General features: G+C 40.6%; 17 protein-coding genes and 2 pseudogenes. 18 read left to right on the top strand and 1 reads right to left on the bottom strand.

The window, feature by feature from the left end:
• The first annotated feature begins 993 nt into the window (after positions 1 to 993).
• From BJP58_RS02730 to BJP58_RS02720, 4 genes are all read left to right on the top strand, one after another.
• Positions 994 to 1,566 (top strand): sigma-70 family RNA polymerase sigma factor, encoded by a 573-nt coding sequence (locus BJP58_RS02730; protein WP_194542691.1) that lies wholly within the window; start codon positions 994 to 996, stop codon positions 1,564 to 1,566.
• Positions 1,567 to 2,316, top strand: coding sequence for a DUF3600 domain-containing protein (locus BJP58_RS02725; protein WP_194542689.1), 750 nt, complete (start codon positions 1,567 to 1,569; stop codon positions 2,314 to 2,316).
• Positions 2,317 to 2,638: 322 nt separating this feature from the next.
• Entirely contained in the window at positions 2,639 to 2,788 is a 150-nt protein-coding gene (locus BJP58_RS34080; protein WP_336245437.1) for a hypothetical protein, read from the top strand.
• Positions 2,789 to 3,043: 255 nt separating this feature from the next.
• Complete coding sequence (locus BJP58_RS02720; protein WP_194542688.1) at positions 3,044 to 3,475, top strand: VOC family protein; 432 nt, start codon at positions 3,044 to 3,046, stop codon at positions 3,473 to 3,475.
• A 219-nt stretch (positions 3,476 to 3,694) separates the two neighbouring features.
• On the opposite strand, the gene BJP58_RS02715 is transcribed toward BJP58_RS02720, so the two are convergent.
• Complete coding sequence (locus BJP58_RS02715) at positions 3,695 to 4,192, bottom strand: MarR family winged helix-turn-helix transcriptional regulator (RefSeq protein ID WP_194542687.1); 498 nt, start codon at positions 4,190 to 4,192, stop codon at positions 3,695 to 3,697.
• Positions 4,193 to 4,412: 220 nt separating this feature from the next.
• Between BJP58_RS02715 and BJP58_RS02710 the strand changes: the two genes are divergently transcribed.
• The 14 genes and pseudogenes from BJP58_RS02710 to BJP58_RS02645 all read left to right on the top strand — a co-directional run bounded on the left by BJP58_RS02710 (position 4,413) and on the right by BJP58_RS02645 (position 17,123).
• Positions 4,413 to 5,855: an MFS transporter gene (locus BJP58_RS02710; RefSeq protein WP_199341198.1), complete on the top strand. Its 1,443-nt coding sequence runs from the start codon at positions 4,413 to 4,415 to the stop codon at positions 5,853 to 5,855.
• A 195-nt stretch (positions 5,856 to 6,050) separates the two neighbouring features.
• Positions 6,051 to 6,442 (top strand): annotated as a pseudogene (locus BJP58_RS02705) (excinuclease ABC subunit UvrA); the annotation flags it as partial.
• A gap of 203 nt (positions 6,443 to 6,645) precedes the next feature.
• A complete protein-coding gene (locus tag BJP58_RS02700; protein WP_006210636.1) occupies positions 6,646 to 7,311 on the top strand; it encodes a carboxylesterase family protein in 666 nt (221 codons plus the stop codon).
• A gap of 726 nt (positions 7,312 to 8,037) precedes the next feature.
• Positions 8,038 to 8,451 carry a tyrosine-type recombinase/integrase gene (locus BJP58_RS02695; protein ID WP_113059955.1) on the top strand — a complete coding sequence of 138 codons (414 nt, stop codon included), beginning with the start codon at positions 8,038 to 8,040 and terminating at the stop codon, positions 8,449 to 8,451.
• Positions 8,452 to 8,646: 195 nt separating this feature from the next.
• On the top strand, positions 8,647 to 9,450 hold the full coding sequence (locus BJP58_RS02690; RefSeq protein ID WP_194542686.1) for a class I SAM-dependent methyltransferase: 804 nt from the start codon (positions 8,647 to 8,649) through the stop codon (positions 9,448 to 9,450).
• Between the two features lie 563 nt (positions 9,451 to 10,013).
• Positions 10,014 to 10,864 (top strand): annotated as a pseudogene (locus BJP58_RS02685) (alpha/beta fold hydrolase).
• Positions 10,865 to 10,984: 120 nt separating this feature from the next.
• Positions 10,985 to 11,776, top strand: a complete 792-nt coding sequence (locus BJP58_RS02680) for a phosphotransferase (protein WP_194542685.1) — start codon at positions 10,985 to 10,987, stop codon at positions 11,774 to 11,776.
• Positions 11,777 to 12,645: 869 nt separating this feature from the next.
• On the top strand, positions 12,646 to 13,401 hold the full coding sequence (locus BJP58_RS02675) for a leucine-rich repeat domain-containing protein (RefSeq protein ID WP_194542684.1): 756 nt from the start codon (positions 12,646 to 12,648) through the stop codon (positions 13,399 to 13,401).
• Between the two features lie 150 nt (positions 13,402 to 13,551).
• Positions 13,552 to 14,061 (top strand): hypothetical protein, encoded by a 510-nt coding sequence (locus tag BJP58_RS02670; RefSeq protein ID WP_194542683.1) that lies wholly within the window; start codon positions 13,552 to 13,554, stop codon positions 14,059 to 14,061.
• A 177-nt stretch (positions 14,062 to 14,238) separates the two neighbouring features.
• A complete protein-coding gene (locus tag BJP58_RS02665) occupies positions 14,239 to 14,793 on the top strand; it encodes a YdcF family protein (RefSeq protein ID WP_194542682.1) in 555 nt (184 codons plus the stop codon).
• A gap of 718 nt (positions 14,794 to 15,511) precedes the next feature.
• Complete coding sequence (locus BJP58_RS02660) at positions 15,512 to 15,907, top strand: hypothetical protein (RefSeq protein WP_194542681.1); 396 nt, start codon at positions 15,512 to 15,514, stop codon at positions 15,905 to 15,907.
• A complete protein-coding gene (locus BJP58_RS02655; protein ID WP_194542680.1) occupies positions 15,871 to 16,116 on the top strand; it encodes a hypothetical protein in 246 nt (81 codons plus the stop codon). Before BJP58_RS02660 ends, BJP58_RS02655 begins: the two co-directional genes overlap by 37 nt.
• Complete coding sequence (locus BJP58_RS02650; protein ID WP_194542679.1) at positions 16,091 to 16,558, top strand: hypothetical protein; 468 nt, start codon at positions 16,091 to 16,093, stop codon at positions 16,556 to 16,558. Before BJP58_RS02655 ends, BJP58_RS02650 begins: the two co-directional genes overlap by 26 nt.
• 61 nt (positions 16,559 to 16,619) lie before the next feature.
• On the top strand, positions 16,620 to 17,123 hold the full coding sequence (locus BJP58_RS02645; RefSeq protein WP_194542678.1) for a hypothetical protein: 504 nt from the start codon (positions 16,620 to 16,622) through the stop codon (positions 17,121 to 17,123).
• The last annotated feature ends 186 nt before the right edge of the window (positions 17,124 to 17,309 follow it).

The raw sequence follows: 17,309 nt of genomic DNA, 5'->3' as shown, positions 1-17,309 counted from the left end.
TATGGACGTTAAAATTGACTTAGAATTCACCCCAAGATCGCCACTTCCCGGCGCAACATATACGGAATCTAGTTTTGTACGTTCGTATCCCAATTCACTTTTCGATCTGAAGAGATTGGAATCGCACTCGTGAATCTGTGGAAATTTGGGTGGGAGGACGGTCCTGTTGTTGATTCCTTAGGTGGGGAGTTAAGTACGTAAAGAGGAACTTCTCATGCACGAAGGAAGAAAAAATCATTCTGAATAAACTAACGCCATTAGTACGTTCACTGCGGCAACGGGACATCCAGATTTTCCATTGTAACCATGCTCTGTTTTTGAACCATTACCCCCCAGTGGTACGAATCGACGACCGAGGAGGAACGGGCTCATTTAAACGATCTTAAGGATTACCATGAGATCGGCAAGGAAGAAAAGTTAACTTCATTTCCTGAATTCGAATGGAGGGAAGTCTGGAGGGCCAGACACAGAGACGATGTGTTTCATGCCCAATGGATGAATGAGCAAGAAAATGTGTACGATCAAATCAAGATACCCGTGGAAATCGAGCCACAAGATGGAGATCTTCTCATTTACTACAAAGAACAATTCGATCGTATACTACAGCATTCAATGATTGAACTAACGGGATACGTTAGTTGAACTTTGCTCAGCTGATGATTTACAAAAGCGAGCCCCTTGTAGAGAAAGAGAGGGCCCGCTTTTTTATGGCAACGAACATATACGCATAAATGTCCTCATAAATAGCGGGCCTTTTGATTTATGAATATAAGCTTTTGTCCAAAGCCTGTGATAAGGAATTTTATCCTTAACTTCGGCAGATTTTCTTATAAGGCATCTTGGTTTAACAATAACGCCAGCGGATATGCCGATATGCAGAAATAAATCATTTTCCGGTCACAGCTGAATACTTGTCCTATATTTTGAAATAATTCGAACGATATCAATAAATATTACCAATATATACTGTAAGACCGAAGGGGGAGGTGGCAGATGAATCATCAATCTGAATATGCAAGGCTTATTTCGCTTACGCTGGCCGGGAGCCGTGATGCGTTTGGTGAGTTATATGAAGCAACCATTAAGGACGTGTACAATACTGTTTATTTCCTTATTCGGGAACCATCAGATGCAGAGGATGTCGTTCAGGAGATTTATATTCAAGTATACCGGTCTCTTGAAAAGTTTGACGTAAGCAGGCCGTTTCGGCCTTGGTTAATGGGAGTGGTCATGCGGCAAGTTCAGGCTTACCGCAGAAAGAGTTGGACACATGTGCGGATCATCAAAAAAGCTGAACGGATTGACCAAGCCGTGGTCTACGATTTCTCAAGTGAGGTGGTCAACAAAGTATCGAATCAATCGCTACTTGCATGCGTAAATCGACTTCCTTATAAGCTGAAGCTAGTAGTTATTCTGCATTATATGAATGATTACACGCAAGAAGAAATTGCAGCCACATTAGAAATCCCTCTTGGTACGGTAAAATCGCGGATTAATGCTGCTCTGCAAAAGATGCGCAAAAAAAGAAAAATAGCATTCTGGCTATGGGAAAGGTGGAGGAGCTAAATGAGTCTCGATGAAAGATTGAAAACTGCTTTTAAGGAAGAGACCAAAGAATGGAACGCACCAACGGAGCTCAAGGAAAAAATATTAAACAAAGTCGTACACATTCAAGGAGGAAGGCAAATGAAAAAATGGGTCGTTGTATGTATTTTGGCCGCTACATTGTTAATCCCAACAGGTGCTTTTGCCGGTTATAGCTACATAGCTGATTCCATCTATGGTTCGAGGGAAAATATCGGAGTAACTCAAAAACAATATGATGGGCTGGAGGCAAAGCTGCAGACCGCTAAACAAAACCTAAGTGAAGAGGAGTTTACAAAATGGATGTCCTTACTAAAAGAATTGGGCACCCTTAATTTGAAAGTTGCCGATGCAAATGGGGATTTTCATATCGAGAGATTGAGTGTAGGAGAGCAAAAAATCTATAGAAGGTTAACCGCAGAGCTAGAGCCACTCTTTCGCAAATTAAATGAAGTTCAATCAACGAAGGGAGAAGCTAAACCTATAGATAGCGCTACTTTTTGGAATGGAGTGCTAGATGAAGCAGGGCAAATATTAAGCAAAGAAGAGTTTGATGAGTTTCAAAAATTAGTAAATGAATTAATGGCTTATGACGCCAAAACACTTGATCCGGATGGTAGTGTTCATATTGAACGGCTATCAAAGGAAGATCAAACGAATATAGAGCAAGTGGAACAGCAGTTGCAACCATTTTTTAAGAAGTTGGGCATTACAATTAAGCCGAAAGATTGATCTCCACTTGTCGAGGAACAAGAACATGTACGCTTAAAAGTCCGCATAAATAGCGGGCTTTTTTGATTAGCGGCTTTAGCCAGTTGAGATCGCGAAGCGTGCGAAACAAAGACTTAAGCGGAACAAATGAAAAAATGTCGAGTGTTGGGGGACAAGAACATAGTCCGATTACCGATAGATGATCATCTAAATAATAAGCATATGTAGTTAAAACCTTCAATAACACCATGATGCATGACAGTTTTTTCACATTGTTATGGAACAACTCTTTGATCGGGTGTATGGGAGCGGACTTTGATCGCCCACTGGCTTCTCCAGACAAATGAAGATGGAAGATCCGTCTAACATCACCATGCAAGTATATCGCTGGGCCAGCAAGCTGCTGGAAGAGCATTGGGATGGCTTGCCGGGCTTTTTTTTATGTAGAATAATTTGTGTCATCAAAAAATGCAGAAAAGTGGCCACACTATAGGATTTTGACTCAAATGTGACTACATTATAGAGTAGCCTTCATAGAATCTAACCAGGTCGCAAAATTGGCAAGATCTTTGGTGTTGAAGGATTTCTATCTGTTGATGATTATCATAATCTCGATCGGTCTTTTCGACTTTGCCATTGTAAACTCCATTTCTTGTATTTATGACAAGTTTTGTCACTATTGTACGATAAGATGCTAATGAAGTCCAAATAACAAATTGGACAATTTCAAGTAAAAGGAGCTGTTTATATGTCAATGCGCTCAACACCATTTATTATGCTGGATGGACAAGCTGCGGAAGCGATTGAGTTTTACCGGGAAGCGTTGAACTCGAAATTACTGTTCAAAACTACGTACGGGGAAGGCACGGATGCCGATGGTTTGCCTGATGAAGTGAAGACTCGTATTTCCCATGCTGTGTTGCAAACCGGTGAAAATGATTTGATGGTCGCTGACATCTTTCCGGGGAAATCTATTGTAATCGGAGATCAGGTAAATATTTGCATTACAGCTACGCAACAAATCGAGATTGAAGAAATGTATAAAAAATTCAGTGAAAAAGGACAAGTTATATTCCCGTTGCAAGAAACTGAATTCAGTCCCTGCTTCGGAATAGTGAAAGATCATTTTAACATTACATTTCAGTTCTTCATGAATGATACAACAAGCAGTTGGAGCTGAAAATAAAAGGCCTTGACCGGGGAGGGGAACCGCCCCCTTAATGTAAGACAAATTAAAACACCTTCAAGAAAATGCAACCATGTCGTAGGGCATGGAGATCATCTTGGAGGTGTTTTTTTGTCGGCAACTAGAGTTAGCTATCCTGTTGAAGTGAAAATGAAAGCTATTGGTATGAGGGTAGCCAGCATTCCGGGAAAAGAAGCCATTGTCAGTGCTTTTTTATTCTGAATTGGGTTCTTGTTGTTGTTCATCCAGGACTAATCTCATAGTCGAGTTAAACTTGTTTAAAAAAGTCACATATTGAATCAACTGCAAGTCCGTATATTCTCTGAGCATTGAATCTACGTGGTTAGCGAGAGGTCCAAAAAACTGTGCAGTATGCGCTTGGACATTAGGACCGCTATGTAGAGTAACCATCCGTCGATCGGTAGCTTCGCGAGTACGATATATGTGCCCAGCACGTTCAAGACGGTTGAGCAATGCAGTGGTTGCTCCCGACGATAACGAAATACGCTCACTTAACCGTGCAGGCGATAGTGGAGAACCAATATCCTCCGCGTAGAAAATCTCTATTAATGCAATAGCGTCAGTAGAATGTAAATTAAGCGAAGTTGCAAATCGGTGTGAAAGCTCGGCGTAATTCGCACCAAACCGTCGAAGTTCATTTACAATTTGCTCGCGGTGTTCAGTGACGTCTCTAAGTTCTGGATTATCCATGGATACTTTCTCCTTGATTAATATCAATATATCATCTCTAGATTATCACACTAGCTTAATCACCACTATCTTAATGTACTTCAAAGCGACTGTAAAGGCGTAAACGGATATGTTGTATTGGTTATATTGAATGGAAATATTCCCTTGACAATATAATTCGATAATGTTGTATAATAATAAAGCTTTATCATAAAGATACTTTACAGTGGAGGTATTTAAATTGAAAAGTCGATTAGTAAGTCCCCGTTCACAACTAATTTCTCTAGTTGTCGTCTTAGTTGCGGTTTTCATGGAATTGCTTGATGCAACGATTGTCAGTGTAGCTGCTCCTTCGATATCCATATCGTTAGGAGCCAGCGAAGCAGAGCTCCAATGGACGGTGGCAGGGTACACACTTGCGTTAGCAGCTGGATTAATAACGGGCGGACGAATAGGTGACCAGTTTGGACGGAGACGTGCTTTCTTAATAGGACTTATGGGGTTTACCTTAGCCTCGTTATTATGTGCGCTTGCTACTAGTCCGGCTTTCTTAATCGCTGCACGTGTTGCGCAAGGGTTAACTGGAAGTTTAATGATACCCCAGGTTTTTGGCATTATTCGCACAGCGTTTACGCCATCTCAACGAGCTAAGGCATTCGGAGCCTATGGTGCTGTTTTAGGTCTAGCTAGCCTGGCGGGGCCACTGCTTGGAGGAATACTTGTTAATGCTGATCTTTTGGGATTGGGTTGGCGCACCATTTTTGGGGTGAACGTACCAGTCGGTATCGTCGGTCTTATTCTTGGATTCAGGTATATACCTGAATCCCGTGGAGCTGGTTCAATGAAACTTGACTTGGGTGGCGCAGTACTAATTTCATTTGCGATGATATTAATTTTGTTACCTATAGTACAGGGACGTGAGTGGGGGTGGCCATGGTGGGGCTTCGTAATGCTTGCCTTATCCATCCCATTGATAGCGCTCTTTTTTATGAGAGAAAGCCGCTTGGCCGCAGGCGGCGATCAACCAATACTTGATCCGGCGCTTTTGCGTATAAGAGCATTTACAAGTGGTCTTTCCGCTTCCCTGTTATTCTTTGGGGGTATAGGCTCATTTTTCTTCCTATTTGCCCTTTACCTTCAATTCGGCACCGGACGGGATGCGCTTGAAACGGGTATGGCCATTCTTCCTTACGCGATAGGGTCTATCATTACATCTGGCATCGGTGTCCAATTTGCAAACCGGGCCGGTCGCGCCATGCTTGTGTTCGGCAGTTTACTTCTTGCGATCTCTCAGGGAATTCTATTGCTAAATGTCAGAGATGGTGTTGATCCATCTTATTGGGCGCTCGCCTTGCCAATGTTTATCGGCGGATTAGGGATCGGTTTTACTGCGCCTATTCTGGTGAATGTCATTATTGCTGGGGTCCCTGGCAAAGATGCTGGTTCTGCCGGTGCCGTTCTTACTACGATTGGTCAAATAGGCAACTCCATCGGAATTGCGATCCTGGGTGTCCTTTTCTTCTCTAGGTTAAACTCTTCATTTACCGTTGAAGAAAATCAATTGATTGCTTATGGCGATGCATTGACTTTTATTCTTCCCTGGCTAATTGCATGTTATGTTATAGCGGCTGCTCTCATGCTTTTGCTGCCAGCAAAAGCAGCCTCTGAGGAACTTCATCACTGATATCAGGGACAGCAAACAATTCGCCACCAATTATTCTGTATAAATATGCCATTAATCTTCAGACGTGGGACGAATAAGAACCTGTACTTGGTAGTAGCGCTCGAAATCCAAATCGTCGATGTAGCCACGCTGAAAAACACAAGTTACGTCAAACTCATGAAGCAGTTCATCATTTTGGATTCAGTCATTTTTAGTAAAATCACAATTTTTACCGGTGTGTCCGGGTCTGGTAAATCGTCGATTGTCTTTGATACCATCGCTGCAGAAGCGCAGGCGCTGTTGAACGATAACTTCAGTTTGCACTTAATTTCCTGCCTCGCAACCGCGCCGACAATATCGAAAGCCTGAGCATGGCGATTGTGGTCGACCAGAAGCGGCTTGGAGGAGGCATGCAATCGACACTCGGCACGGTCAGCGATATTGCTCCGATGTTACGCTTGTTATTCGAGCGTGTGGGCCAGCCGTAAGTAGGCAATGTCGACCATTTCTCCTTCAATACTACACAAGGGATGTGCCCGGTATGCAACGGAGTCGGTCGGAAAGTGGGTGTCGATCTGGAGGCTGCCATAGACCAAAGCAAATCTCTGGGGTAGGTTTATCGGAACAAGTTCTTGTTCCGAGTCGAGGACAAGAACTTGTTCCGATTACCGATTAGATAAGTATCTAATTATGTTTCCATGCAACTTCATTAGCTAACGGGCAGGTTAATGCAACTGAAGGAATTCCGGGAAATATGGGGAATTCTATTTTTACCCCCTATGGGAGATATCAGTAAAGTGAGGGAGATACAATGAGTCAAACCGCAAATAAATTTGAAAAAGAAATAACTAAAAGAGTGCGGATGAAATACCTCTTACATTTGCCAGATCAACATGAAAAAGAGTCCTCAAATAAGTGGCCTTTAATCTTGTTTCTTCACGGGGCAGGTGAACGTGGAGATGATCTGGAGTTGGTAAAAGCACATGGAATTCCTATGATAGCAGAACGCGATCCTTCTTTTCCATTCATTACGATTTCCCCTCAATGCCCGGAGGATTCTTTTTGGAATGCTGAACAAGACGGATTGATGGCATTAGTAGATGAGATCATTGCAAACTATAACGTTGATCCAGATCGGATATACTTGACGGGGCTAAGCATGGGTGGTTATGGGACGTGGCACTTAGCAGCAGAATATCCAGGAAGGTTCGCAGCTATCGCTCCGATATGTGGTGGAGGTAACCCCAACCGGGTACATGAACTAGTAGGAACACCCATCTGGGCATTCCATGGCGCGAAGGATGATATAGTGTCCATTTCTGAATCAGAAAAAATGGTAGACGCACTTCGCGAAAACGGTGGAAATGTCTCTTTCACAATTTATCCTGAGACGAATCACAACTCCTGGACAGAAACATACGATAATCCGGAATTATATAGCTGGTTTTTAGGTCATTCTTTAATGGTAAGGAAATGAAGTTGTTTTACATTAAGTTAAAATATCATGGAGCAGTTCGCCTGTTGGCAGCTGCTCCTTTTTTTTAGCTAACGGAAGATATAGAAAAAACAGAAAATCATTGAATTACAAACTACCAAAATCCTTTTGTGATTTGGTATCACAGTTTAGCAATGGTTCAGTTCTGTACATGATTCAAGAAGTTAGTGCAGTAGGAGATAGAAACAAGAAAAACTTATCGAATCAGAGACTTTCATTATAAAGTATGACGAGCGTTGAGACTCATAAAATGATTAATATTAGAGAGGGTGGATCAGTGGAAATAGGGCCATTTAATCCCGTTTTCTCTAGATCGTAAGCGAAATGCCTGGTGTTTTATTGCGAACCAGATGAAGAATGAAGAATACAAAGTTGCTTATTTCGATAGTCGCAACCCCAAATTGTATGGAATCATGGATTTCAAAGGGACCATGTTCTTGCCCTCGGACATTCGTTCATCCCTTCTCCTAGAGACGCACTCAATTTCCAACGTTTGATTGAACGTGAGGTGTTATGAAAAATCTCGTCGTAATTAGTATTTATTCCAACCTTATTCCATAGAAATCACGTTATAGTCATACAAGGTTCTAATAAATTCCTCTCTATTGTTTATCAAAACCTTTAACCACTGATTGAAATTGAGGATTTTGCTAATTCAGAATTAATGAATCGGTATCTATCGGGCGAGGATATCGAGCTGCAAGAAGCATGGGAAAAATCGAGGATCTTAACTGGGAAAACTGCTCTGCAATTGTTAATGGCAAAGGTTCAAAGCAGAGAGAAGTTTATTTCACGACAGAGTGTAAAGTGTGGCTCAAGAAGTATCTGGCCGGCCGTGAAGACAACTGTAAAGCCTTATTCGTAACCGATACACATCCGAGTAGACGGATGGCCATTCCTACGATCCGGTGGGCGTTGAAACGGCTTGCAGGCCGAGGAGAGATTGAAGTAAATCTATATCCGCATCGATTTCGTCATACCTATGCGTGCCAACTCCTCGATAATGGAGCACCTTTAGATTTCATTCAAGGCATGCTAGGGCATGAAAAAGCATCGACCACTCAAATATATGCTCAGCTGCGCGGCGAACGACGACGAGAACTTTATCGTCGATTTTTTTAGCATTTTGAATAACAGCAGATTCCCCTTAAAGTCCGCCTTTATTCAACTAACGGGCAGGATAGTGCAGCAGATCATAGAATAAATTATGTTATATCCTCGGATCTGGATGTGATTCCCAATGAGATACATGGAGTATTTGAATATATCGACGGTTCATCCGGCCAAGTCAATCGCCTGCCGTATTAAGGAGGTACTATGAACTCGAAAAATGATAATAAATTGCGCGAATCATTCGAACAAGCCGCGAATATTTATCAGCAGTCGCGTCCGGATTACCCTGATGAATTGTTCGATGACTTAATCTTTGCTACAAATTTGAATCCAGGCGATCGTTTGTTGGAAGTGGGTTGTGCTACAGGAAAGGCTACTCTCCCATTAGCCAAGCGCGGATTTAAAATCACGTGCGTAGAACTTGGAGCCGAGCTCGCTGCAGTTGCCCGTCATAACCTTGTCGGAATGGACGTTGACATAATCAACAGTAATTTCGAAGACTGGCAACCGGAGGCGGGGAATAGTTTTGATCTGGTATTCGCTGCAACCGCTTGGAAATGGGTTGATCCCGAAGTTCGGTACATGAAGGCATGGCAGGCACTTCGTCCTGGCGGACACCTAGCATTTTGGAACGCAGATCACGTTTTTCCAGACGATGAAGACCCATTCTTCCGTGAAATTCAAACCGTTTACTATGAGATCGGCGAAGGTAAATCGGTAGACAACAACGATTGGCCAAGGCCAGGGGAACTTCACGTGCAAAGAGATGAGATTGAGAAAAGCGGCCTTTTTGAGGTTGTTCGCATACGACATTTCGATTGGGAGCGCATTTATCGTGTTAACGCTTATATTAAACTCCTCGAAACCTTCTCCGGGCACATACTTATGGAGGAATGGAAACGCGAAAAACTCTTCAACGAAATCCGAGTTCGCCTTAATAGTCGCCCAGAAAAGTCGGTTCGCCGCCACTGGGGCGCTGTTCTCCATGTCGCCCGTCGAAAAGATTGACAATGGAGACAAAAGCTTCTCATCGTTATGCTAACGGGGAACGTTAGTTCAATAAAAGACAAGTAGGCAGCCGTTAACGAGATCGGCTGCCTTTGTTCAACTAACGGGCAGATTAGCGTTGAACTGAGCGGTTAGCCTGAAAGACACTTTCCAGGTGTTGACATAGAAATTCATCATGTGTTAGCATTGCAATAATTGATAAGAGCGGAGGGGTTACGTGTGTTAAACTAATTCTTCGATATTCTTTGCACAAATGAATTTAAATAGTGGTTTAAGGCTATTTGTTTTGCGTGCATCGTAATCGAAGATTGGTTTACCTTCCACGGTAACCTAGTTTAGTACTATGCGATTGGAGACAGGGGTAACTCTAAGCTCATGTCGTATAGGCTGGATTTAAAGAAAATGTAATGAACCCTTTTAATCTATCCGGTGAGGGGACTGCGAGTCTATCATAGGGTAATCATCTAATTACGTTCATTTTCAATTTCTTTATTCGATTACTGCATGCACAGGCCGATAGCCTGTGTTTTTTTTATTTCTACATTAATATTGGAGGAATTTACATGAACGAACGATTAATAAAAGTAAATGGGATTGAAATATGTACCGACAGTTTCGGAATACAAGGTAACCCGGCAATATTACTGATTATGGGTGCCCAATCCTCAATGATTTGGTGGGAAGAAGAATTTTGCCGGCGCCTGGCAGATACAGGACGTTTTGTCATTCGTTATGATAACCGCGATGTTGGACGTTCAACAACTTACGAACCTGGTCAACCGGGCTATACTTTCGAAGATATGGCAGATGATGCTGTTCGAGTATTGGATGCTTATAAAATTCAGCAGGCACACATCGTAGGCTTGTCCATGGGTGGTTTGCTGACTCAAATGATAGCTCTGCGGCATCCAGAGAGAGTTTTAACCATTACCCTCTTATCAACGTCCAATTTTGCTCCGGATCTCCCCCGATGGAGGAAAGGATTATGGATTTTTTCTCGAATGTGGGGGCAATAGATTGGAATAACGAACAATCGGTAGTCGAATTTGCAATAGATAGATCAAGAATCCTAGTGGGTTCAAAGCATCCTTTTGATGAGAAAAAAGTTTATCATTTGGCACAAGAAGAAATAAAAAGAAGCAAAAATATGGCCAGCATCCATAATCATGGCATGCTCACAGGTGGAGAATCCTATTTGTCTAGGACGGGTGAAATAAACGTGCCCGCTTTGGTTATACATGGCACTGAAGATCCGATTATCCCTTATGAACATGGAAAAAATCTTGCTAACGAAATTCCAGGTGCGGTTTTACTGACATTGGAAGGTACTGGGCATGAGCTTCACTATGGCGACTGGGATATAATAATCGATTCTATTTCAAATCACACTGCGATACCAAATCAGTTCAGCTAACGATCAATAATAGACACGAAGGCAGCCTGCCCGAACGTTCGGCTGCCTTTTCCAAGCTAATTGAACAAACAGGATTGTTTTACGGTTAAAAGAAAGTCATATCAGGGAGGAATATTTTTAATGTCAAACCATGAAAATGAAGTAATACTACCAGGAGGGAATGTCTCTAAAGTGTATCGTTCGGGAGATACTGTACGACGCGAATTAAAACCAGATAGTTACAAAATTCATAAGCTATTAAAGCATTTGGAGAACAAAGGTTTCAGTTATGCACCTAAATTTTTAGGTATTGATGAAAAAGGAAGAGAGATATTATCATTTATTGAAGGAGAAGCTGGTAATTATCCTTTAAAGGAATACATGTGGTCTGATGATGTCTTAATAGAAATAGCGAAAATGCTCAGGTTTTATCATGATTCTGTGAGTGATTTTTCATTTGATGAGAGCTGGAAATCGATAGATAACACCCCTCTACAGTTTGAAGTATTGTGCCATAATGATTTTGCAATATACAATATTATTTTTAATCAAGAAAGACCAATAGGTATTATTGATTTTGATGTTGCTGGACCTGGTCCAAGACTTTGGGACATAGCATATACGCTTTATACTTGCGTCCCTTTAAGCAGATGTTATCTTTCCGAAACAGGTGAAATTATTTATTATAATTCATTACAGCATGCTAACCGTATAAAACAAAGAGTTAAATTGTTTTTTGAATCGTACGGTGAAGGAAAGGAAGAAGATTACTTGGAAATGGTATTGCTACGATTAGAAGGGTTATGTAAAACAATTATAAGGAAAGGCAGTGAAGGTGACATTGCTTTTCAAAAGATGATGGATGAGGGGCATCTTGAACATTATCAAAACGATATTAAATTCATTCGAGAACATGGAAAAGAGTGGATTTAAGGTTAGCTTATGCTCAACTAACGGGAAACGATAGCTCACTAAAGATAAAACTGCAGCCGACCAGTTGATCGACTGCGGTTTCTTTACGCTAACGGGCAGGATAGTTCAATAAATTCACGAATACTCTACATATGGAATTATTTACGAAGTTCGTAGATAAGACGTTATCGGAAAACAGCGTGTAAAAAAATATAAAAACAGAGAGCTTACTCTTCAGAGGGGAATATAACATGCTGGTACATACAGGGACGACTACATTAAAAACCAGTAGGTTAGTTATACGGCAGTTTAACCTAAATGATGTCCAGGTGTCGCAGGACAAGATCTTGTTCCCATTGAGAGTCGCTATTTTAGCGGTTTTTTTGTTTTATCGGTACAAGTTCTTGTCCCGAGTCGAGGACAAGAACTTGTACCGATTGCCGTAAAGGACAAGAACGTGAGCCGATTACCGATTAGATAAATATCTAATTATGTTTCCATGCAATTATTAAGCTAACGGGCAGGATAGTTCCAATTTATGGTGTTATGTATTGGAAATATTATTACTTTGAATGGGAATGGAGACTTATGGGATGAGAATGTATACAGACCCTAAAGGTGAAGCTTACGAGCAGGTAATAGATTTGGCAATACGGAACTCGGAATGTTTTGTACTTGGGGAGAAAATTCCGGGTGATGTGGTAAGGAGCCACTACACAAGCGTATTGGAAGCGTTGGAACCTTATCTGGTGAAAACAATCATAATCCAAGGTGATAATAGGGATGAGTTTACACAAATAAGAAATACCTATCGCAGTAATGCCTTTTATACTGCAGGAACCTACTATTTTTATAGATGCTGCGAAGAAAGCGGGTACTTGCTGAAGCAAATGGCAAACCGCCTGTCGGATTGGATTTACCCTAGCCTGCCGGAAGACTTGTGTTTCTTGAAAGAAGGTGGCGGAGACTACCTTTACTCGGTTGTCCATGAACATATGTATGGTATGGAATTAACTGAGGAAGAAGCAATCGAACTGATGGATCGAATTACAGGGCTTTTTTTGGAATTAAAGTCTCACCGGGACCTGAATCGTCTGCTAGATGATGCCATTAAGCATAAAACCGACCGGCTGTATATAAGCGGACATGGGCTGACAGAGCTGCCTGAGCGAATCCGGGAGCTTACAGAGATGCGTGATTTAGAAATATTTGAACAGGATCTTTATCGTCTACCCGAAGGGCTGTTCGAATTAAGCAAGCTTGAACGCTTGAAAATCATGACGGCTGATTTGGAGAGTATTCCCGCATCAATAGCCAGACTGAAGAACCTGAGAGAGCTTTGCATCCAATGTGCGAGCTCGGATCGGCCAGCTCCCGGGTATCGGGTTAAGCCGAAGGAAGAGATCAGCCTAAACAGCATCCCACCGGAGATTGGAAAGTTGGAACAACTGGAGCAGCTTACGATTCAATACACCTCGATCCATGAGCTACCCCTCGAGCTAGAGAAGCTGAAGCACCTGCGAATCTTGGACTTAGGAATGAGCATGATCAATCGGAAGCCAGATTTCCTCTATGGTATGAAGCAATTGAAATATTTAAATGTGTCACGGGATTCGTTATGGGAAACGATTGAATCAGAACAGTAGCGTAATGCATTACGCTAACGGGACACGAGAGTGGAAGATCATGCAACGTTGAGCTGCCTCTTGTTTATTGAAGTAACGGGCAGATTAACGTAACCAAACTTCTCATCAGTCGTTTATAAAGATATAGGACATCCGTATACAAGGAGGTATATGATGAGAAAATTTGTATTGTTGTTTATTTTTGCTTTCGCATTGGTTGCTTGTGGTAATTCTGATGAAGATCTACCTGTTACCCAAGGTAATCAGGAAATGGATCTTCAAGCTGAAAACGAGCACCTTAAAGCTGAATTAGAAGCGGCTCAGTATACTTCGAGTGAAATGGACATGGGGCCAATTACAGGTCCTTTGAATGCAGCATTCAGAGTAATTGACGCCATGAATAAAAAAGATTACGAAGCCTTAGCAACATTATCTGTCCCTAAAGTGGAGTGGGATGAACAGGGCGAAACGTATACTTTACAAGATGATGATTCCAAGCGAAATGTTTCTCTCTTATCACCAATTGAGTTTGGGAACTTAGAGTATCGCGGTTTTGAACCAGTGAGTGAGAATGAGGTTCAAGTATTTTTGGCAAAAGTAGATGATGGAAATGTTGCCGTCTATATGGATTTTGTGAAAACTGGGGATCAATGGCTCTATAAAGGTCATTTAACCAATTAAACAAGAGAAATAACTTATCAAATTTCAGGGAAATCATTCAACTAACGGGAGACGTTAGTTAAATAGAAGACAAGAGAAGGCACCCGTTTACGAGTTCGGCTGCCTTTGTTCAACTAATGGGCAGGATGGAGGGATACAACGGCGAATACATATGTGAATTCAGTAAGGAGGTTCACTATGTCTTTTCCATTTGATTGCATTAGTGATTTTATGTTTTTCGAAACGGAGATCGGACACGCAGATGTTATTTTAATCCCAGGCGCGAGTCAACCTCAGTTAATGGAAAGAGCCGCAACGTTATATCATCAAGGGCTCTCTTCCTTTATATTACCTTCTGGAGGTTCCACCCCATATGTAGAAACAACCGAATGGCAATATCTACAAAATTTGGGTGTGTCGTTAGGGGTTAATCCTAAAGCAATACTTAAAGAAGATAGAGCAACGAATACCTTTGAGAATGCTCGCTTCTCTTTGGAAGTATTGCAGCAACAAGGGATTTACCCTAAAAAAATTTTATTGGTCTGTAAAAATTATCATGCACGAAGAGCACTACTAACTTATCAATTTCATTTTCCTAGAGAGACTGTTTTTTATGTTAGTCCAATAATTGATAAATCAGGGACAACTAAAGAGAACTGGTTTCTAGAAGACGATAAAATAAAGCGCGTTATGGATGAGTTAGAGAAGGTTGGGAAGTATTTTAGGCGACAAATACCGAAGTGGGTTGAGTAGCTATTTATTCAACTAACGGGAAACGATAGTTAAAAAATATAGAAAAGCAGCTGGCCATGATCAGCTGCTTTTTGTTAAACTAACGGGCAGGAAAGTGCGAGGAGGATATGGAATGAATATACAAATGTTACTGCATAATGAGGTCGTAATATGACATTTCCAAATGACACAACCCATAAAGATGTCGAGGGACAAGAACATGGTCCCATTGAAGTCGCTAATTTAGCGGCTTTTTTATGTTATCGGTACAAGTACTTGTCCCGAGTCAAGGACAAGAACTTGTACCGATTGCCGGAATGGACAAGAACATAGTCCGATTACCGATTAGATGATTATCTAAACATTGATCACATGCACTTAAAACTTCATTAAGTACCATACCATAATTCATGGAAATGTTCACATTGTTATGGGACAACTGACACGATGAAAGGATAAACACTCTTGAAATAGGAAATGTAGTTTTCATAAGCGTTTGTTTTCGTTCCTAGTGGAAGGATTGTAGTATATACACGAAACCCGGAAATGTATATGAGTAATGATTGCTTCATACCCAGATTAAATTACCACTAATTGGGCGTTAAAACATAAACTTATATGTGATAAATTTAACAAGCTTTAAATTTACATATTGGAGAGTGCTAAAGAAGTGTCTAAAAGAATATTTATTTTGATTTGCTGTTTTACTATAGTGTTGGGGAGTTTTCCTTTCCATACGATGGCAAAGGGGAATGACAAGTATAATATTGAGCTTGCGTTAAACCCAAAAGAAACAGACTCATTTCTATGGAGTAAGGCCCTAAAAGAAGGTAATAAACACTTTCTTAATGATGATTTCAAAAATTCGGATAAAACAGACGGATCTGCAAAATTGAAGTTTTCTATTGATGAAATAGATGAAACTTCAGTACATATTATTGGGGAAGGCAAGATTAAAGTTAAATCGATTGAAAAATTTAAGTTTTTAATGGATGGAGAACTTACGAAGTATACCGTAAATGATCAAACTGTCTATTTTGGTCCTGTTATTGCAGAGGCTAAAAATGAAAAAAACATAGATATCGATACGCACTTACAGTGTACATTAATCCTCAAACAGAGGAAGTATATGTAACTGAGACCTATGGAACATTACAAAGTGACAACGGCGTTGGCATTTTGGCCTTTGGAGAGATGCCCTCAAGTTACTTGGAATTAAAAGATCAAATTATTTCAGATATGGAACACGCTAATGAACAAAAGGTAGCATCATCTACTAAATTTAATCTGAACAGCTTTTTCGGATTAGGAGTGGCAAATGCTGAAACTACTTCTCAATTATAGAAAAGATACAAGTTATCCTTTAGATAGTACGCCAGTTAAAGCATTACAAATTCCAATCTTAAAGGGATATTTGAAAAAATCCTATAATCTATTGGCTACTACTTGGGCTGCTTATCAAAATGCAACATTAGGGGTAACTACTACCACGATAGATTCTAATGTGATGAGTAGTTGGAAGGCCTATGCTGAACGCAAAATAAGAAGTACGACAGGGAGCGGTGCAATTGCCAAAAAGGCCGATCTTCCGAGTAAGACTGCTGGGGTAACTTCATCCGCAGATTTAAATGGAGGTACTGCTGCATACTTCTTCTTTGAAGAGCAAACAGACGGGACAAATAAAATGTTCATTAAAGCTAAGGCAGTATACCTATGTAATATTGGAAAATCACTAGCTTTCTTCGTAACGCCAAAAATTGAGACATATTATAATCATGAGTTTTAGTCAGTATTTTCTCATTAGAGCGACTTCATTAATTCAACCAAAATTTCAACGAGGTGTTCACTTGAAAAGAAAGATCATATATATCTTAGGCATTTTAATCGTTATCTGTGGTTTAGCTTACGTTGTCCAAGAAAAATTCCAGGATAAACAAAACGATAACCCACATACTTTATATTTATTGAACGGAGTAATGTGGCAAACTCAATTACGAATAAGTGATACGTTGACCTACGCGGTAGAGAATAATAAACTTGAAACAGAATTTGTTCGTTCATTGCTGACACTTAACGGTTACGAATCTGATGCCTTGTATGTTGCTCTTGAAAGAAAGTATCAACATCTATTAAATGGCCCGAATACGAGTGACTATATTTATGTAAAAATCAAAGAAAATAACCCTACTGCGCAACAAATGGATCTCTTAAAAAAATTATCTATTCTCTATAAAGACCTTTCATTACAGCAGAGTCAATTAATCAATGAAGATGGAATATTTAATGAGAAGATCTGGGGAAATATTTTGTCGATAGATAATGAAATAAATACGCTAGTTTCGCTTAAATAAGTCTAGTCGCTTATAATATTACTAGATAGCATCTAAGGTTCTGGGTATTTGTCAATAAATGCACTTGGGCAGATTATTTACAACCTATAACCGGTAGGAGTAAAAGATGAAAGGTAATGTAGAGAGTTTTCTGTGATACTGACTATTTAAGTTCATGACCGGCAGCAAAGCTGATCAATGTGATCG

This window comes from Paenibacillus sp. JZ16 (assembly GCF_015326965.1).
In the GTDB taxonomy this organism is placed as follows: Bacteria; Bacillota; Bacilli; order Paenibacillales; family Paenibacillaceae; genus Paenibacillus_AQ.
Note: the sequence above shows the minus strand (reverse complement) of the source record. Positions and strands in the feature narration are given on the sequence as shown.